The organism is Glutamicibacter sp. AGC46, assembly GCF_053543715.1.
On record NZ_JBLVOJ010000009.1, the window covers coordinates 15,930 to 32,824 of the forward strand.

The window sequence follows — 16,895 nt, forward strand, 5'->3', positions numbered from 1 at the left end:
CCCCCCCGCCATTGCTTTTGCTGCCGGTTCACTGCCGGAGACCCGGACCTGCCCGGCGCTAGGCTTCAGGCAGCATTCCGCTGAGCACATCTTCCTGCGCGGAAACTTCCAGGGTCTGCACGTCCTTGAGTTTCCGCTCCACCGCACGGGTCCGGGTACCGGCATCGCGCACCGTGTTCTGCGCTGTGGCCAGCTGCTTGCCCAGCTTGTCCCAGACATCTCCGTACTTGCGGAACTCTTCCTTGGCCGCCGAGAGCACCTGCCATACCTCGCTGCTGCGCTTCTCAATGGCCAGTGTCCGGAAACCCATTTGCAAGGAGTTCAGCAGGCTCATCAGGGTGGTCGGCCCCGTGACCAGCACCCGGTGCTCGGCCTGCAGCTTGCTGGCCAGCCCCGGGCTGCGCACAACCTCGGCGAACAGCCCCTCGGTGGGCAGGTACATGATGGCGAAGTCGGTGCTGTACGGCGGGGCGATGTACTTGCTGGAGATCAGCTTGGCCTGCTCAAGGATCGCCCGGTCCAGCGCCTTGCCCGCAGCGGCGATGACGGCCTTGTCGCCGTGCTCCTGGGCATCGAGCAGGCGCTCGTAGTCCTCTTGCGGCAGCTTGGAGTCGATTGGCAGATAGATCGTTCCGGCATCCCGCCCGGGCAGGATCACCGCGAACTCCACGACCTCGCGGCTGCCGGGCACGACCGCCACGTTCTGCTCGTACTGCTCTGCGGTGAGGATGTCTTCCAGCTGGCGCGAAAGCTGCACTTCGCCCCATGAACCACGGCTCTTCACGTTGGTGAGCACGCGTTTCAGCCCGCCGACATCCTGGGCCAGGCTCTGCATTTCCCCCAGCCCCTTCTGCACCATTTCCAGCCGCTTGCTGACCAGTTCAAAGGATTCGCCCAGCCGCTTCTCCAAGGTCCCCTGGAGCTTCTCGTCCACCGTCTCGCGCATCTTCTCGAGTTTGGCTTCATTGCCCGAGCGCAGTTTCTCCATTTCCTGCTGGAGCAGCCCCTGGACCTGCAGATGGCGGTTCGCATTGGCTTCTGCCATCGCGGTCAGCTTGGCGTCGATCTCGGTACGCACTTCGCCCATCCCCTGGCGCAGTTCGGTGCGCTGGGTCCCCAGTTCCTGCCGGAGCTCCGCATTAGCAGCACGCACCGAGTCCTGGATCTGGGTGCCATCAGAGCTGGATGTCCTGCGCACCAGCAGCGAGGCAATACATGCCGTTGCCAGAATATTCAGGATGACGAGTACAAAAACCGCGATTACCATGAGCACCTAACCAAGAACTGTCGAGCGGACCATTGCCTCAGTCCTATCAGCGGACACCGACAGTTTGGGTCCATAATGGGTCCATGCATATTTTGGTCACCGGTTTCGAGCCCTTCGGCAACGACGAATTCAATGCCAGCCAGGAAGCCGTTTCCAACCTTCCCAGGCAGCTGGGCGAGCATCAGGTCCTCACCGCCATGCTTCCGGTGTCCTTCGCGGCCTCCGGCAAGGCTCTCGAATCGCTCGTGGCGAAGCACCAGCCCGATGCGCTGATTTGCGTCGGCGAAGCCGGAGGCCGGCATGCAATCACGCCGGAGCGATGGGCTTTTAACGAAGATGATGCCCGCATCCCCGACAATGATGGCGCCCAGCCACGGTCAGCGGCCATCAAGACGAACGCGCCAGGACGCTTGGATGCCACACTTGATCCAGCAGCGGCCGTCCGCGCCCTGCTCGCCGCAGGCCATGAGGCAAGGGTCTCCGAGGATGCCGGGCGTTTCGTGTGCAACCACATTGCGTATTTGGCGTATTCCCAACCGGTCCCGGCATTGTTCATCCATGTTCCCGCACTGCGCCCGCCAGGGGTTCGAGCCACGGTTGGTGCTGAAACCGACGCATCGGCCAGCCAACCTCGGCCCGGGGACCTGAGCCGGCTATCGTCGGCCCTGGGCCTTGCGATACTGGGAAGCGTCGACCCAGTGGATAGACTGCTTCCATGGAAGCGGTAATGGCACTGGACGGCCCGGAAGTTGGCATTCTGGTGCTGTGGGCGCTGGGCACGGTCCTTGTGCTGGTGCAGTTCCTCCGCGAACGCTGTGTGCGCACCGCCATACCGCTGGCCCTAGCCATACCTATTCCCCTGTTTGGCGCCGTCTACTCGGTGGCCCGCTTGACCGGGATCATGATGAAACGAAAGCCTGGATCCGATAATGAATAGCAGTCCCACCCGCTGGATGGTTCTTTTTTCGCTTTCCATCGGCCTTCTTTTCATCGGAGCTTTCGCCCTGGTCGTCTCGGGGCTCGCTGCCCCATGGCTGGACTGGGACTAGGAATGTGACCATCTGATACTTGCGGGATTACTGCCGGGGTTCAGCGCAGGGCTAGCCTTGAAGCATCATGACCCTGCATAATCTCACTCCGCTCGATCAGCTGCGTGCCGGAAAGCTGCCCCTGCGTCTTGCAAATCTGTTCATCGGCCTCATGCTATTTGCGCTGGCCATGGCACTGCTGATCCGCGCCCAGCTCGGCGTGGATCCGTGGGATGTGCTTCACCTGGGCCTGGCCAACTACATTCCGCTGTCGCTGGGAACGATCGTGATCATCGTCGGTGTCGTGGTGCTGCTGGCCTGGATTCCGCTCAAGCAGTGGCCAGGATTAGGCACCGTCGCCAATGTGCTGCTCATCGGGCTTGGCCTGGACTTCTTTCTCTGGCTCATCCCTGATGTCCACGGATTGGGCTGGCAGATCCTGACCCTGGTTGGCGCCATCGCCGTCAATGGCCTTGGCGGCGCCCTGTACATCGGCTGCCATTTCGGCCCCGGCCCGCGCGACGGCCTGATGACCGGGCTGCATTTGCGCACCGGCAAATCGATCCGCCTGCTGCGCACCATTATCGAGGTGTGCGTGCTGGGGATCGGCTGGTTGCTCGGCGGTCCGGTGGGCGTGGGCACGGTGGCTTATGCGCTGCTGATTGGCCCCGCTACGCAGTTCTTCTTCAAGTACACGACCGTTGCGCTGCCCGCCCAGCAGGGCGCGCCCAGCCCCACCCTGTCCTAGTTCCGCCAGCCGCTTGGGGCCGGAGGCTACGCAGCCACCTGGCGCCATGCCGCGGCAATGGCCGGCAGGGCCTGCTCCAGTTGCGAGCGATCCTGGGCGAAGGGCAGGCGCATATAGTGCTCCAGCCCGTGCCCTTCGACGGCAAAGGTCGCTCCGGGGGCCAGCAGGATGCCTTTCAGCCGGCGCGCCAGCACGCTGGAACGCGGCTGGGGCAAATGGCACCACAAGCTCAGGCCGCCGGAAGGCCGGTTGGGTTCCCAGTCGGGCAGCACCTTGCCCAATTCGCCGATCATCCAATCGCGGTTCCCGCGCAGCTCCTCGCGGGTCGCCGGGGACAGGGCCGACTGCGAGGCGAGCGCATTGGCCAGCACCAGCTGTTCCAGTACCGGCGCCCCCAGATCCATGCTCATCCGGGAGCGGGCAAGCGCTCCAGCCAGGTGGCGCGGGGCGCGGATCCAGCCCAGGCGCAGGCCTCCCCAGTGCGACTTGCTGGCGCTGCCCACGCTGATCAGGTTCCTGGAGAATGCGGCCATCGGCAATACCTCGGGCCGCTCATCGAGCCATAGCTCGGCGCAGGTCTCATCGACAATTCCCACGGTTCCCGCACGATCGAGCTCGGAGGCCCAGCGTGCGCGTCCGGCATCATCGAGCAGCGTTCCCACCGGGTTGTGGAAATCCGGCAGGCACAGCATCACCGCGGGTGAGATCCTTTGCAAGGCTTCGGCGATCTGCTCCAGATCCGATCCTTCCGGGCCGATCGGCACAGCGGCGGTGCGCGCCCCGTGGGCCTTCAGCGCCAGCAGCGAATTCGGATAGGTGGGCGTTTCCGCCAGCACCGTCTGCCCGCGGCCAAGCACCGCGCGCCCGGCAGCGGCGATCGAGGAGAGCGCCCCGGAGGTGACGATGATCTGTTCCGGACTGGTCGGCAGCCCCTTGCGGGTGTACTGCTCGGCCAGGGCGGCGCGCAATGGCTCGATGCCCAACGGATAGTAGCCCATGGTCGCGGCGTAGCGCGGAAGCTCCTCGAGCGCTGCTTCGAACTCGGCGATCATTCCCGCAGGGGCATTTGGCGCCGCGCACGTCAGATCGAGGGCGCGGCTTCCGGGCAGCGGCCCGAATCCGCCCAGCGGCAGCGGTTCGGCACCTCCGGATACCGGGCCGCCGGGCAGTTGGGCGATGGTCCCCGAGCCGCGGCGGGCACTGGCGTACCCGGCATCGCGCAGTTCGGAGTAGGCTCGCGACACCGTGGTGCGGCTCAGCCCCAAGGCTTGGACGGCGTCGCGTTCGCTGGGCAGCGCCGTGCCATGCAGGATCCGGCCGTTGGCAATCAGCGCCCGCATTGCCAGGAAGAGCCAGCGGTAGGCGGGCATTGAAGCATCAACGGCACCGAGCATGCCCGCAAGCGTCGCGGCTGTGACGCGTCCCATGGATCCACCCATTCGTAATTGGCTATTTTTTCCAAGTCCACTTTACCGGAGCATTGCTTCCATGACCATAACGAACCTGTCTCCGCGCCAGCAGCTTTCCGCCGGACGACTGCCCCTGCGCCTCACTACCCTTTTCCTCGGCCTGACCCTCTACGCTTTCGCCATGGCCATGATGATCCGGGCCCAGCTCGGCGTTGATCCCTGGGATGTGCTGCATCTGGGCATCGCGAATCACCTGCCGCTCTCGCTCGGGACGATCATCATCCTGGTCGGGATCCTGGTGCTGCTGGCGTGGATCCCGCTGAGGCAATGGCCCGGCCTCGGCACCATCGCGAACACGCTGTACCTGGGAATCGCGCTGGACGCCTTCCTGCGCTTCCTGCCTGAAGTCCATGGCCTGGGCTGGCAGATCCTCACGCTGGCCGCGGCAATCCTGGTCAACGGGCTGGGTGGGGCACTGTATATCGGGAGCCACTTCGGCGCCGGTCCGCGCGATGGCCTCATGACCGGGTTGCATCGGCGCACCGGCGTTTCGATCCGACTGGTCCGCACGGCCCTGGAACTCTCGGTGCTGGCCATCGGCTGGCTGCTGGGCGGACCGGTAGGCATCGGCACCATGGCCTACGCACTGCTCATCGGCCCGGCGACGCAGTTGTTCATCCGGCGCGCCAGCATTCGGCTTCCGCAGGGGAGCTAGCCGCAGCCTGCAGCGCGCAGTGCGCGACAAACCCGGTTGCACACGCAATACTTGAATCATGTTTGTCGTTGCGCTCAGCCCCCGGCCCCGCTCGGTCACCGATGTCGCCGCCGCCAGCGAGCAGCTCTGGCACCAGCTGGAACAAGTCGACACCCACGCGCCGTTCACCGCGCTCAGCGGGCAGCTGCTGCTCGGAGTGCCCAGTGACCCCGATGCCGCCGTCGACGCGCTGCTGCGCGTGGCACGGCTGAACTTCTGCAATATCGGGCTGGGTATCGGCAGCCTGTACGAGCCGGTGCCCGCAGAGGCCGACCTGGTCGAGGGCAGGGCGGCGCGGCGCGCGCTCGGCGCGCTGGAGGCGGCCAGCCACCGCGGCGAAAGGGTCCCGATCTGCGTTTCCTCGGGCAATGACGAGATGGACGGCGAGCTCGAGGGCCTGCTGCGCATGCTCGGACAGTGGATCCGCACCCGCACCGAGGCCGAATGGTCCGTCGTTGACCTGTTGACTCCCGGTGTGCGCGGGCAGCAAAAAGCGGTCGCCGGGATCCTGGGAATCACTCCCCAGGCAGTATCTGCGGCGATCGTGCGTTCGGGCTACAACGACGAGCTGGGCGCGCGGGCAGCGATCGCCCGGCTGCTGGAATACACCGACCAGCTCTAGACCCTGGCGCTAGCTGCCCAGCAGCCCTTCCAGGACGATGGCCAGGCCATCCTGGTCTACGCCTTCGGTCACGGCGTCGGCCGCTGCCTTGACCTCTTCCGGCGCTTGGCCCATGGCCACGCCATGTCCGGCCCACTGCAGCATTTCGACGTCATTCCGGCCATCGCCTACTGCCAGCGAGTCCTTCGAATCGACCTTCAGGATCGCCCGCAGCCGCTCCAGGCCGCTGGCCTTGGTGGTACCCTCGGCGGCAATATCCAGCCAAGCGGTCCAGCCCACCGAGTAGGTCACCCCGGAGAGCCCCAGGCTCTGCACGGCATGCCCGAATTCCTCGGCGGTGTTGTCGGTGGAGAAAACCACCACGCGCACGGCCTTGCTGTTGACCAGCTCGCCGAAATCAACGACCTTGCTCTCGGCGCCAAAGCTCATGTCGCCGAAGGTTTCGCTGGAAAGGAATTCGCCGCGCTCGTTTTCCAAGGCGTACTTGGCTTTGGGAAGCTGGTCGCGCAGCGCCCTGAGCGCTGTCGACGGGTCGAAGATCTCGCGGTGCAGGATCTCGACTTCGTCCTGGGACACCTTCGCGAGCACGCCGCCGTTGCTGACCACGACATAGCCATGGTCGATGCCCAGTTCCGCCATGATGGGCAGGGCCGCACCCAAGGAGCGGCCGGTGGAGATGATTACCTCATGGCCTTGGGCCACTACAGCCCGCGCGGCATCGCGCACACGCTGGCTCATTTCCCCCTGGTGGTTGACGATGGTGCCATCCACGTCAAGGCAAATCATCAATTTTTGCTTGGTCAGCCGGTCATCGTTGCCGAGCTTAGTCATAACAGTCATGGCTCAAGTTAACCACCACCGCGGGTTTTTGGCGATGACCCAAGGCACAGCGCCAAGTGAACAACCGGTTAAAAGCATTTGCCGGCTGCCCGCGAGGGGCAGCCGGCAAATGGCCGGTCATTGGCTACTTGAGTACTTCGAGTCCGCCAAGGTAAGGCTGCAGCGCCTTGGGCACGTTGACCGAACCGTCCGGGTTCTGGTGGTTTTCCAGAATCGCCACGAGCCAGCGGGTGGTCGCCAGGGTGCCGTTCAGCGTCGCCACCGAACGGGTCTTGCCGGCCTTGCCGTCGATGATCTCGCGTTCGCGGATATTCAGGCGGCGGGCCTGGAAGGTGGTGCAGTTCGAGGTCGAGGTCAGTTCGCGGAAGGTGCCCTGGGTAGGAACCCAGGCTTCGCAGTCGAACTTGCGCGCGGCGCTCATGCCCAAATCTCCGGCGGCGGTGTCGATCACGCGGTAGGGAAGTTCCATGCGCCCGAGCATGTCCTCTTCCATGGCCAGCAGCTTCTGGTGCTCTGCTTCGGCGTCCTCGACGCTGGCGTAGACGAACATCTCCAGCTTGTTGAACTGGTGCACGCGGATGATGCCGCGGGTGTCCTTGCCAGCCGAACCAGCCTCGCGGCGGTAGCAGGAGGACCATCCGGCGTAGCGGATCGGGCCGTCGGCCAGATCCATGATCTCGTCCGCGTGGTAGCCGGCCAGGGCCACCTCCGAGGTGCCGACCAGGTACATGTTGTCGCGCTCGAGCTTGTAGATCTCGTCGTCGTGCTCGACATCGAAGCCGGTGCCCTGCATGGTTTCGGGGCGGACCAGGGTCGGGGTGATCATCGGGATGAAGTCGTGCGCCATGGCCACATCCAGGGCCATGTTCATCATCGCGATTTCCAGCCGGGCGCCGATGCCCTTGAGGAAGTAGAAGCGCGAGCCGGAAACCTTGGCGCCGCGTTCCATGTCGATGGCGTCCAGCTTCTCGGCGATCTGCAGGTGGTCCAGCGGCTCGAAGCCCTCGGCCTTGAAGTCGCGGGCGGTGCCCACGTGCTTGACGACGGTGAAGTCATCCTCGCCGCCGGCCGGGATGCCGTCGATGATCAGGTTGGGGATGGAACGCTGCAGTGCGGTGCACTTGGCGGAGGCCGCGTCGGACTCGGCCTGGGCGGACTTCACCGCGGCAGCGAGCTCCTTGACCTCGGCAAGCAGGGCGGCGCGCTCGTCGCCCTTGGCCTTGCCGACCTTCTTGGAGAACGCATTCTGCTCGGCACGCAGGCGCTCGTAGGTGGCGATGGTTTCACGACGTGCCGTGTCAGCTGCCAGCAGCTGGTCAATTAACGACTCGTCGGCACCGCGCGCGCGTTGCGAGGCACGGTACAAATCCGGATTTTCGGTGAGCATTTTCAGGTCGATCACATGTTAAGGGTAGCAATCATGAGTACGATGAGAGCATTATGCAGACAAATCGTGTGATCGTTTTCTCTGCCGTGGCTGCTGCAGCTGCCGCCGCGGCGACCAGTTGGTATTCGGTGCGCAAGCTTTCGAACTACAGCAAACCGCTGATCAAGCAGCCCGAAGCGGCTGAACAGGCAGCGGCTACCAAGGTGGCCCTGGTCATCAATCCTTCCAAGTCAGGTGCTGACGAAGCAAGGGAAGCCGTGGTCCGCGTCTGCGCTGAAGCGGGCCTGGAAGCACCGCTGGTCCTTGAAACGACCAAGGACAACGCCGGCCAGGATGCAGCCCGTGAAGCACTCGATGCGCAATGCGACACAATTATTGCCGCAGGTGGCGACGGAACCATCCGCGCCGTCGCGGAAGTGCTCGAAGGCACCGGCGCATCCCTGGGAATCCTGCCGCTGGGCACTGGCAACCTGCTGGCCCGCAACGTGGATATTCCGCTCGATGACCTGCACACCGCGGCGCTGGTGGCAGTGCGCGGGATGGTTCGCCGGATCGACGTCGGGCACATGAAGCTGCAGCTGCTGGACGGCAAGGAGGCGGATCATGCTTTCCTGGTCATCGCCGGCGTGGGCACCGACGCCGACCTGTTTGACGACACCAACGAAGAGCTGAAATCCAAGGTCGGCTGGCTGGCCTACTCGGAAGCCGGCCTGCGCCAGTTGCCGGGCCAGCGCAAGAAGGTCAGCTTCAAGCTCTCGGGCGACGAGAGCTGGCAGACCCGCAAGGTCCGTTCGGTGCTCTTCGCCAACTGCGGAAAGCTGCAGGGCCTGGATTTCGTGCCCGACGCCAAGATCGACGACGGCGTGCTCGACGCAGTGATCCTTTCTCCCCGCTCGGCCGCCGGCTGGACCTGGATCCTGCTCAAGACCGCATTCCGCGCCAAGAACAAGATTCCGGTGATGAGCTTCTACCAGACCTCTGGCGTGTCGCTGCGTTGCGATGAGCCGATGAATACCCAGATCGACGGGGACCCCACCGGCCAGGTCAACGAACTGCAGGTGTCCGTGAACCCGAGCGCCCTGCGCCTGCGCACCCCGTAGCGCATGCCGAAGGCCCGGCCGATTTCCCCTTGCGGGGAGCTAGGCCGGGCCTTCGCGCTGCCTGCTTAAAGCCGGTCGCGCAGCGACTGCACCCAGGCACGGGCTTCACTGAAGGCCGCATCTGAATTATGCGTATCCACGGCCGGCTCCAGGCCTTGGGCGGCTGGGTAGGAACCGAGGAAGCGCAGCTGCGGGGACAGCCGGTGCAGCCCCGACAAGGCGGCGGCAACGCGTTCCTCGGCCACGTGGCCTTCGATATCGACGGAGAAGAAGTACTCGCCCAGGCTCTTGCCGGTAGGACGCGATTCGATGCGCGAGAGGTTCACGCCGCGCGCGGTGAATTGCTCGAGGATTTCCATCAGCGCACCGGGACGGTCCTCGGGCAGCGGCAGGATCAGCGTTGACTTGTCCACGCCGGTAGGCTGCGGAATCCTTCCCGGACGAGTCACGAGGATGAAGCGGGTCACCGCGCCGATATTGTCCTCGACCCCGCTGGCCAGCACCTTCAGGCCGCGCTCCTGGGCTACCAGCGGAGAGCAGATCGCCGCATCATGCGGCGGTTCGTCCTCTTCGAGAGCCAGGGCGCCGGCTGCCGTGGAAGAAGCCGGGGTGAATGCGGCCCCGGGAATATTCGCTTCGGCCCATAAGCGGCACTGCGCCCAGGCATGCCCGTGGGTGGAGATCTGCCTGATCTGCTCCAGCGAGTCGATGCCGGGGCGTACCGCCAGCACGAAAGTGATCGGAACCAGGATTTCGGAAACAATCTGCAGGGCTTCGCCCTGCGCAATGGCGTCCAAGGTGGCCGAAACGCCGCCTTCTACCGAGTTCTCGATCGGGACCATCGCCGCGTCCGCGGTCCCCTCGCGCACCATGGTCAGCGCCACGTTGACGTTGGAGGCCGCGATCCGCTGCGCCTCGGCAGCCCCGGGAACCTGCAGCAGGGCCGACTCGGTGAAAGTGCCAGCAGGTCCCAGATAGGCATAGTTCATCGTACGGTTGGCTCCTGGCCGTTATCCGCTTCCATTGGCAAGCCCGCTTCGATCCACGCATCGGAACCGCCGGCGACGTTGAAGGCGGTGTAGCCCATCACGGTGAGCCATGATGCGGCCTGGGCCGAACGGCCACCGGTACGGCAGATGACGTAGGTGTCTACATCCGGGTCAAGCTCGGAAATCTTCTCTGGCAAGGAGCCAAGGGGAATATGGGTTGCTCCGGCAGCACGGCCTGCTTCCCATTCGAAGTCTTCGCGCACGTCAAGGATGAAGGCATCCTTCGGGACATCATTGACCGAAACAGTCTCAAAATCGCTCACGGCTAGCATTCCTCTCACATAGGGTGTTTGCTTATAAGACTAGTCATTTCCTGCGTCGAAAGCCGACATGTTTCCCTCAAGCGCCCTGAAATTGCGAGACGAGCTGGCCCGCGGCGAGCGTTCAAGCCGCGAGGTCACCGAGCACTACCTCAAGCGCATCGAAGAGCAGGCGGACCTAGGTGCTTTCGTCCACGTGGCAGAAAATGCGATGGAGGCCGCGGCAGCGGCGGACCAGGCGCATGCCCGTGGCGACATTGGCCGCTTGCATGGGCTCCCCACCGCGTTCAAGGACCTCAATGACGTGGCCGGGATGCCTACCACCTATGGCACTGCGGCGATGCCTGCGATGGTCGCTGAACGTGATCACTCCTTGGTGGCCAGGCTGCGCGCCGAGGGCGTGGTGGTCCTGGGCAAGACGCAGGTTCCGGAATTCGGGCTGAGCAGCTATTCAGAGAACCTCGTGGCGCCCCCATCACGCAATCCCTTTGATCCCACGCGCTCGTCGGGCGGTTCCTCTGGCGGGCAGGCCGCGGCGATTGCCGCCGGCATGATTCCGCTGGGTCCGGGCTCTGATGGCGGCGGTTCGGTTCGCATCCCCGCGGCCGCCTGCGGGCTGGTAGGCCTGAAGCCTTCTTTGGGCCGCGTTCCCAGCGACATCCTTGATGGCTACACCGATCCCATGGGCGCACCGAAGCTAGCGGTTAGCGGACCGTTGGCCCATGATGCCTTGGATGCGGCTTTGCTGCTTGACGCCATGCGCGGCAAGGACCACTATCTGCCGTTGCTGCAGGGAAGCTACCCCCAGCGCCTGGACGGGCTGAAGATTGGGTACAGCACCCATTCCCCGTTTGAACCGGTCTATGAAATTACCCTGGCGCAAGAAGCCCGGGCTTCATTTGCCCAGGGCCTTGAACGCCTTGGAGAACGGCATCGCGTCCAGCCGGCCAACCTGCACTACGCCACGGACTATCCGGAAACCTTCGCGGCGGTGTGGACCAATGGCCTGAAAGACGTTCCGGTCGCGGATGATTCGCTGCTCGGCGACTTGGCAAGGGATTTCCGCCGACGTGCCGCCGACCGCTCGCTGGAACAGAGCCTGCAGGCAGGTTCGAGGTTGAAGCAGATTGCGGCCGACTTCGTGCGCCAATGGTCCGCCTACGATGTCGTGGCCACCCCTGCCATGGCCTCGATCCCGCCGAAGATCGGGCACTATACACAATCCACAGCCGATGTGGATTATATGTTGCAGTGCCGGTACACCCCCTACACCTCCATGGTGAACGTCGCCTCAGTAGCGGCCATCACCGTTCCGGTAGGCCACTCCAACGAGGGGTTACCAATGAGTATTCAGCTGATTTCCCCGCGCTCGGACGAAGGACTGCTGCTCGCGCTGGCCGTCCAGATGCAGGTGTGACCTTTCCCATATAAGTAGGTACTCGGGTGGGCAAGGGCGAAAAATATTACGTATGTCTACTGCAACAACGAGCACCAAAGCTTCCGGAAAGACCTTCTTCGGTCACCCCGGTGCGCTCGCAAGCCTCTTCAGCGTGGAAATGTGGGAACGATTCTCCTTCTACGGCATGCAGGGCTTGCTGGCTTACTACATGTACTACTCGGTCACCGACGGCGGCCTGGGCATGGACCAGGGTTTGGCTCTGTCGCTGGTCGGCGCCTACGGCGGCGCTGTCTACCTGTCCACCATCCTGGGCGCGTGGCTCTCCGACCGCCTGTTCGGCTCGGAACGCGTCCTGTTCTTCTCGGCTATCGCGATCATGATCGGCCATATTGGCCTGGCGCTCCTGCCCGGCTATGCCGGACTGGTTATCGGCCTGATCTTCGTTGCCGTCGGTTCCGGCGGCCTGAAGGCCAACGCTGTAGCCCTGGTGGGCTCCCTGTACTCCAAGGAAGATCCGCGCATCGATGCCGGCTTCTCCCTGTTCTACATGGGCGTGAACATCGGCGGGCTGCTCGGCCCACTGCTCACCGGTTGGCTGCAGGTCCAGTACGGCTTCCACATCGGCTTCGCCGCTGCCGCGGTCGGCATGGCTATCGGCCTGGGGATCTATGCCCTTGGACGCAAGAAGCTGCCGGACTCCGGCCGCATCCCAAGCAACCCGCTGCCTGCCTCTGAGCGCAACCGCTATGTGGTCATCTTCGCTGCCGTGATCGTTTTGATCATTGCCGCTTTCGCATCCAAGATCGTGACTCCGGAGAATTTGGCAAGCACCATCGCCTACGTGGTGATCGCCGCTTCGATCATCTACTTCGCGTTGATCCTGCGCAGCAAGAAGGTTGACGCCACCGAGCGCAAGCAAGTCTGGGCATTCATTCCGTTCTACATCGGTTCGGCTGCCTTCTGGGCCCTGTTCCAGCAGCAGTTCACCTTCATTGCCGCTTACTCGGATCAGCGCCTGGACCGCCACCTGGGCAGCTGGGAAATGCCACCGAGCTGGGTTACCTCGATCAACCCGGTCTTCATCATCATCTTCGCCGGTATCTTCGCCGCACTGTGGACCAAACTGGGCAAGCGCCAGCCACGCACTTCAATGAAGTTCGGCCTGGCACTGGTGGTTGTGGGTGCGGCCTTCTTGCTGTTCATCCCGCTGGAATCCTTCGTGAAGACCCCGCTGCTGGCGCTGGTCGGCATCCTGCTGCTGTGCACCTTTGCCGAGCTGCTGCTCTCGCCAGTGGGCCAGGCAATTGCCACCAAGCTGGCTCCGGCCGCCTTCGGCACCCAGATGATCGCCTTGTTCTTCCTGTCGGTTTCGCTGGGCACCACCCTGTCGGGTGTGCTGGCCGGCTACTACACCGAGGGCAACGAGATCCCGTACTTCATCGCCATGGGCGGCACCGCTGTTGTCCTGGGTATTGCCATGATGGCAGCTACCCCGGCCTTGAAGAAGCTGATGGGCCCGATCCTCTAAGCGTTCGAGCATGCGAAAAGCGGTTGGTTCATTTGAACCAACCGCTTTTTTCATGCCCGGGGATTATCGAAGAAGCCCTTGTGAGAAGGTCACGTTGTCGTAATACGAGTCGTAGCCGAACCCGGTTGACAATGCCCAGAAGAACCAGATGGCTACCGCATAAATGACTATGGCTAGTGCCAATCCAATCCATGAGGTAATTAGCCCGGCTAGGCTCAAGCCCCGGGAGCTGGGTTCACGCCGGTAGGCCAGGTGCCCGGTAATGACTCCGGCCAGCGGAACAAGGATAATGACAGTGAAGCCTAGCAACGACAAGATGCCAAGCACCAGGGAAGCCACCGAGAGGCCGGCGGATTCAGGCGGTCGTTGGTAGGGGTTCTGCGGATACTGGTAGTAGCTCATTTGCCTACCATTCTTCTACGAAACTGCGATAAGCGCATCAATCTGAAAGGCAATCTGTGGCACACCTCCGAGCTGGCCAGCCAGCCCAAGAATCAGACCTGATCAATTTGCAGGAGGTACTCGATGCCTACAGCACCCTGGTTCCTTCCAGCGGCAACCCCGACCAGGCCGTCATTTTCGGCACCTCGGGACATCGCGGAAGCTCCCTGAACACCACCTTCAATGAAATGCATATCGCTGCGATCACCCAGGCCGTGGTCGACTACCGCAACGGTGCGGGGATCACCGGCCCGATGTACGTGGGCAAGGACAGCCACGCACTCTCCGCGCCCGCATACCGCACCGCCCTTGAAGTCTTGGCAGGCAACGGCGTCACCGTGCTCGCCGATGACGGACTGACTCCCACTCCAGCGGTCAGCCACGCAATCCTGGTACATAACGCTAGCGGCGGCGAACAGGCCGATGGCCTGATCATCACCCCATCGCACAACCCGCCAACCGACGGCGGCATCAAGTACAACCCGCCGCATGGCGGACCGGCAGAATCCGGAATCACCGGACCCATCGCTGCACGGGCCAACGAATTGCTGGCCAGCGGAGCGGTCAAGCGCGGCGAGCCGAATGCCCGGCCCTTCGACTTCCGCGAACTGTACATCGCCAATATGGCTGAAGTCATCGACTTCAAGGCCATCGCCGAGTCCGGCATTTCCATTGGCGCAGATCCGCTGGGCGGGGCTTCGGTGCACTACTGGGGCGAAATCGGCCGCCGATACGGCCTGAACCTCGAAGTGGTCAACGAGTCCGTGGATCCGCGCTTCGGCTTCATGACCTTGGACAAGGACGGGAAGATCCGCATGGATTGCTCCTCCGCCCATGCAATGGCCTCCCTCGTGGCCAATCGCGAGAAGTACGACATCGCGACCGGGAACGATGCCGATGCTGACCGCCACGGCATTGTCACCCCGGATGCCGGCCTGATGAATCCGAACCACTTCCTGGCCGTGGCCATCGACTACCTGCTCACCCACCGTCCGCAGTGGCCAGGTGATGCCCAGATCGGCAAGACCCTGGTCTCCTCGGTGCTCATCGACAAGGTGGTGGCTTCCCACAGCCGGACCCTGCGCGAGGTACCGGTGGGCTTCAAGTACTTCGTTGAACCGCTGGCTTCCGGCAGGGTCGCTTTTTGCGGCGAGGAATCGGCCGGGGCAAGCTTCTTGGACTTCTCCGGCAAGGCATTCAGCACCGACAAGGACGGCCTGATGCTGGCCCTGCTGGCCAGCGAGATCCGCGCAGTAACCGGCAAGAGCCCCAGCCAGCTGCATGCCGAACTGGTAGAGCGCCACGGCCCCAGCTTCTACGACCGCTTTGACGCGCCCGCAAACCGCGAGCAGAAGGCCGTACTGGGCAAGCTGGACCCATCGATGGTCACCGCTACCGAACTGGCATCGGATCCGATTACCGCCAAGGCCACGCAAGCGGCCGGCTTCCCCATTGGCGGCTTGAAGGTTTCCAGCGAGCACGCATGGTTTGCCGCGCGCCCATCGGGCACGGAAGACATCTACAAGATCTATGCAGAATCAACAAAATCACCCGAGCATCTGCAGCAGGTGCTGGCTGAAGCTCGGGTGATTGTTGATGCTGCGCTAGCTGGCTAGTGCAGCTTTGCGGTCCATGGATCGATGGCCACGGCTGGCTGCTTGCGGGTAGCCAGCCAGTGGCCCAGCCAGAGCAGCAGGAAGATCGGCAAGCCAATGTAGCTCGAAGCCATCTGCAGCAAGTTTCCATCCACGATCGCCTGGTAGTTCTGGCCGACGATCACCACGATCAGGATCACGAAAGCCAGGATCGGTCCCAACGGGAACAGTGGCGCCTTGTACGGCAGGTTCGCGAGATCCTGCCCGCTGGCAATATATGCCTTACGGAATTTGTAGTGGCACACTGCGATACCCACCCAGGCAATGAAGCCGGAGAGACCCGAAACGTTCAGCAACCAGGTATATGCCGAACCCTGGCCGACAATCGCGGTCAGGAAACCGAAAAGGCCTACCGAGGCGGTTAGAAGCATTGCCGGCATGGGAACGCCGCGCTTGTTCAAGCGGGCGAAGATCTTTGGAGCCTTGCCGTCCAACGCCATCGAATAAAGCATGCGCGCAGAGGCATATAGGCCGGAGTTGCCTGCGGAGAGGATAGCCGACAGGATCACCGCATTCATCAGTGCCGCGGCGAAGGCTACGCCCGCACGTTCGAAGACCAGGGTGAATGGCGAGGTGGTGATATCCGATGCCTCGGAAGAGAGCAGGGATGGATCCATATACGGGATCAGCATGCCAATGACGAAGATCGCGCCGATGTAGAAGAGCATGATGCGCCAGAAGATCGCCTTGATGGCGCGTGGGATGTCGCGCTGGGGGTTCTCGGCTTCACCGGCGGCCACGCCGATCAGTTCGGTTCCCTGGAAGGAGAAACCGGCGATCATGAAGACCGAGACGATGGACAGCCAGCCGCCAACAAATGGCGCTTCGCCATCGGTCCAATTGCTGAAGCCAGGGGTGGAGTCGCCCAGGATGCCGAAGATCATCGCGACACCGCAGATCAAGAAGACCACCACGGTGATGACCTTGATCGCGGCCAACCAGTATTCGCCCTCGCCAAAGGCCTTGGCGGACAGCGCATTCAATCCGGTGAGCAGCACCAGGAAGATGGCCGCCCAGATCCATCCCGGGGCATCAGGGAACCAGTAGGACATGATGATGCCAGCTGCCACCAGTTCGGCAGCCACGGTAATGGCCCAGTTGAACCAGTAGTTCCAGCCGATCGCGAAGCCGAAGTGGCGGTTCACGAAGACCGTTGCGTAAGTCTGGAAGGAGCCGGCGACCGGAAGCCGGGCGCTCATTTCTCCCAACGACTGCATCAAGAGCAGCACCATCATGCCGATCAGCGCGTAGGCCACCAGCGAGCCACCGGGGCCAGCTTGGGCAATGGTGCCGCCGGACGCGACGAATAGTCCGGTACCAATCGAGCCGCCAATGGCAATCATCTGCATATGGCGAGCTTTGAGGCCACGCTTCAAACCGTCCTGGGACGGTGCGGGCTCAGTCATGC

Annotated in this window: 17 protein-coding genes; 9 read left to right on the top strand and 8 right to left on the bottom strand. The window is 63.2% G+C overall.

The window, feature by feature from the left end; translation table 11 throughout:
- Nucleotides 1-58: 58 nt before the first annotated feature.
- The gene (locus tag ACNPM8_RS03175; protein WP_448939293.1) at nucleotides 59-1,267 is read right to left on the bottom strand and encodes a DNA recombination protein RmuC; all 1,209 of its coding nucleotides are present in this window, start codon (nucleotides 1,265-1,267) and stop codon (nucleotides 59-61) included.
- An 83-nt stretch (nucleotides 1,268-1,350) separates the two neighbouring features.
- Here ACNPM8_RS03175 and ACNPM8_RS03180 point away from each other — a divergent pair, with 83 nt between their 5' ends.
- From ACNPM8_RS03180 to yczE (ACNPM8_RS03190), 3 genes are all read left to right on the top strand, one after another.
- Nucleotides 1,351-1,995, top strand: coding sequence for a pyroglutamyl-peptidase I family protein (locus tag ACNPM8_RS03180; protein WP_388024672.1), 645 nt, complete (start codon nucleotides 1,351-1,353; stop codon nucleotides 1,993-1,995).
- A complete protein-coding gene (locus tag ACNPM8_RS03185; RefSeq protein ID WP_388024673.1) occupies nucleotides 1,983-2,204 on the top strand; it encodes a hypothetical protein in 222 nt (73 codons plus the stop codon). Before ACNPM8_RS03180 ends, ACNPM8_RS03185 begins: the two co-directional genes overlap by 13 nt.
- A gap of 179 nt (nucleotides 2,205-2,383) precedes the next feature.
- Nucleotides 2,384-3,043 (top strand): membrane protein YczE, encoded by a 660-nt coding sequence (gene yczE, locus ACNPM8_RS03190; protein WP_388024675.1) that lies wholly within the window; start codon nucleotides 2,384-2,386, stop codon nucleotides 3,041-3,043.
- Between the two features lie 26 nt (nucleotides 3,044-3,069).
- On the opposite strand, the gene yczR is transcribed toward yczE (ACNPM8_RS03190), so the two are convergent.
- Nucleotides 3,070-4,470, bottom strand: a complete 1,401-nt coding sequence (gene yczR / locus ACNPM8_RS03195) for a MocR-like transcription factor YczR (protein ID WP_448939294.1) — start codon at nucleotides 4,468-4,470, stop codon at nucleotides 3,070-3,072.
- Nucleotides 4,471-4,531: 61 nt separating this feature from the next.
- On the opposite strand from yczR, the gene yczE (ACNPM8_RS03200) reads away from it, so the two are divergent.
- On the top strand, nucleotides 4,532-5,167 hold the full coding sequence (gene yczE, locus ACNPM8_RS03200) for a membrane protein YczE (RefSeq protein WP_388024678.1): 636 nt from the start codon (nucleotides 4,532-4,534) through the stop codon (nucleotides 5,165-5,167).
- Nucleotides 5,168-5,225: 58 nt separating this feature from the next.
- Entirely contained in the window at nucleotides 5,226-5,828 is a 603-nt protein-coding gene (locus ACNPM8_RS03205) for a hypothetical protein (protein WP_105658637.1), read from the top strand.
- 9 nt (nucleotides 5,829-5,837) lie between these two features.
- Here the strand turns inward: ACNPM8_RS03205 and ACNPM8_RS03210 are convergent, their stop codons facing one another.
- Both ACNPM8_RS03210 and serS read right to left on the bottom strand, forming a co-directional pair.
- Nucleotides 5,838-6,668 carry an HAD family hydrolase gene (locus ACNPM8_RS03210; protein WP_388024681.1) on the bottom strand — a complete coding sequence of 277 codons (831 nt, stop codon included), beginning with the start codon at nucleotides 6,666-6,668 and terminating at the stop codon, nucleotides 5,838-5,840.
- A gap of 124 nt (nucleotides 6,669-6,792) precedes the next feature.
- Nucleotides 6,793-8,070 carry a serine--tRNA ligase gene (gene serS, locus ACNPM8_RS03215; protein WP_105658639.1) on the bottom strand — a complete coding sequence of 426 codons (1,278 nt, stop codon included), beginning with the start codon at nucleotides 8,068-8,070 and terminating at the stop codon, nucleotides 6,793-6,795.
- Between the two features lie 38 nt (nucleotides 8,071-8,108).
- Here serS and ACNPM8_RS03220 point away from each other — a divergent pair, with 38 nt between their 5' ends.
- Nucleotides 8,109-9,155 (top strand): diacylglycerol/lipid kinase family protein, encoded by a 1,047-nt coding sequence (locus ACNPM8_RS03220; RefSeq protein ID WP_105658640.1) that lies wholly within the window; start codon nucleotides 8,109-8,111, stop codon nucleotides 9,153-9,155.
- Nucleotides 9,156-9,220: 65 nt separating this feature from the next.
- Here ACNPM8_RS03220 and pheA read toward each other — a convergent pair whose 3' ends face one another.
- Nucleotides 9,221-10,144: a prephenate dehydratase gene (gene pheA, locus ACNPM8_RS03225; protein WP_133833728.1), complete on the bottom strand. Its 924-nt coding sequence runs from the start codon at nucleotides 10,142-10,144 to the stop codon at nucleotides 9,221-9,223.
- On the bottom strand, nucleotides 10,141-10,467 hold the full coding sequence (locus ACNPM8_RS03230; RefSeq protein ID WP_105658642.1) for a rhodanese-like domain-containing protein: 327 nt from the start codon (nucleotides 10,465-10,467) through the stop codon (nucleotides 10,141-10,143). The genes pheA and ACNPM8_RS03230 overlap by 4 nt, the downstream gene beginning before the upstream one ends.
- A 67-nt stretch (nucleotides 10,468-10,534) precedes the next feature.
- Here ACNPM8_RS03230 and ACNPM8_RS03235 point away from each other — a divergent pair, with 67 nt between their 5' ends.
- A complete protein-coding gene (locus tag ACNPM8_RS03235; RefSeq protein ID WP_388024683.1) occupies nucleotides 10,535-11,881 on the top strand; it encodes an amidase in 1,347 nt (448 codons plus the stop codon).
- A 52-nt stretch (nucleotides 11,882-11,933) separates the two neighbouring features.
- Entirely contained in the window at nucleotides 11,934-13,391 is a 1,458-nt protein-coding gene (locus ACNPM8_RS03240) for a peptide MFS transporter (protein ID WP_105658644.1), read from the top strand.
- Between the two features lie 63 nt (nucleotides 13,392-13,454).
- Here ACNPM8_RS03240 and ACNPM8_RS03245 read toward each other — a convergent pair whose 3' ends face one another.
- Complete coding sequence (locus ACNPM8_RS03245; protein WP_105658645.1) at nucleotides 13,455-13,793, bottom strand: DUF4190 domain-containing protein; 339 nt, start codon at nucleotides 13,791-13,793, stop codon at nucleotides 13,455-13,457.
- A 56-nt stretch (nucleotides 13,794-13,849) separates the two neighbouring features.
- Here ACNPM8_RS03245 and pgm point away from each other — a divergent pair, with 56 nt between their 5' ends.
- Nucleotides 13,850-15,448, top strand: a complete 1,599-nt coding sequence (gene pgm, locus ACNPM8_RS03250; RefSeq protein ID WP_448939295.1) for a phosphoglucomutase (alpha-D-glucose-1,6-bisphosphate-dependent) — start codon at nucleotides 13,850-13,852, stop codon at nucleotides 15,446-15,448.
- On the opposite strand, the gene ACNPM8_RS03255 is transcribed toward pgm, so the two are convergent.
- On the bottom strand, nucleotides 15,445-16,893 hold the full coding sequence (locus ACNPM8_RS03255) for an amino acid permease (RefSeq protein ID WP_105658647.1): 1,449 nt from the start codon (nucleotides 16,891-16,893) through the stop codon (nucleotides 15,445-15,447). The two genes, pgm and ACNPM8_RS03255, sit on opposite strands and share 4 nt — an antisense overlap.
- Between the last annotated feature and the right edge of the window lie 2 nt (nucleotides 16,894-16,895).

What these genes read in the sequence shown, in the direction of transcription:
- ACNPM8_RS03175 (WP_448939293.1), bottom strand. Translation starts at nt 1,267, where the DNA reads ATGGTAATCGCGGTTTTTGTACTCGTCATCCTGAATATTCTGGCAACG.
- ACNPM8_RS03180 (WP_388024672.1), top strand. Translation starts at nt 1,351, where the DNA reads ATGCATATTTTGGTCACCGGTTTCGAGCCCTTCGGCAACGACGAATTC.
- ACNPM8_RS03185 (WP_388024673.1), top strand. Translation starts at nt 1,983, where the DNA reads ATGGAAGCGGTAATGGCACTGGACGGCCCGGAAGTTGGCATTCTGGTG.
- yczE (WP_388024675.1), top strand. Translation starts at nt 2,384, where the DNA reads ATGACCCTGCATAATCTCACTCCGCTCGATCAGCTGCGTGCCGGAAAG.
- yczR (WP_448939294.1), bottom strand. Translation starts at nt 4,470, where the DNA reads ATGGGACGCGTCACAGCCGCGACGCTTGCGGGCATGCTCGGTGCCGTT.
- yczE (WP_388024678.1), top strand. Translation starts at nt 4,532, where the DNA reads ATGACCATAACGAACCTGTCTCCGCGCCAGCAGCTTTCCGCCGGACGA.
- ACNPM8_RS03205 (WP_105658637.1), top strand. Translation starts at nt 5,226, where the DNA reads ATGTTTGTCGTTGCGCTCAGCCCCCGGCCCCGCTCGGTCACCGATGTC.
- ACNPM8_RS03210 (WP_388024681.1), bottom strand. Translation starts at nt 6,668, where the DNA reads ATGACTGTTATGACTAAGCTCGGCAACGATGACCGGCTGACCAAGCAA.
- ACNPM8_RS03220 (WP_105658640.1), top strand. Translation starts at nt 8,109, where the DNA reads ATGCAGACAAATCGTGTGATCGTTTTCTCTGCCGTGGCTGCTGCAGCT.
- pheA (WP_133833728.1), bottom strand. Translation starts at nt 10,144, where the DNA reads ATGAACTATGCCTATCTGGGACCTGCTGGCACTTTCACCGAGTCGGCC.
- ACNPM8_RS03235 (WP_388024683.1), top strand. Translation starts at nt 10,535, where the DNA reads ATGTTTCCCTCAAGCGCCCTGAAATTGCGAGACGAGCTGGCCCGCGGC.
- ACNPM8_RS03240 (WP_105658644.1), top strand. Translation starts at nt 11,934, where the DNA reads ATGTCTACTGCAACAACGAGCACCAAAGCTTCCGGAAAGACCTTCTTC.
- ACNPM8_RS03245 (WP_105658645.1), bottom strand. Translation starts at nt 13,793, where the DNA reads ATGAGCTACTACCAGTATCCGCAGAACCCCTACCAACGACCGCCTGAA.
- ACNPM8_RS03255 (WP_105658647.1), bottom strand. Translation starts at nt 16,893, where the DNA reads ATGACTGAGCCCGCACCGTCCCAGGACGGTTTGAAGCGTGGCCTCAAA.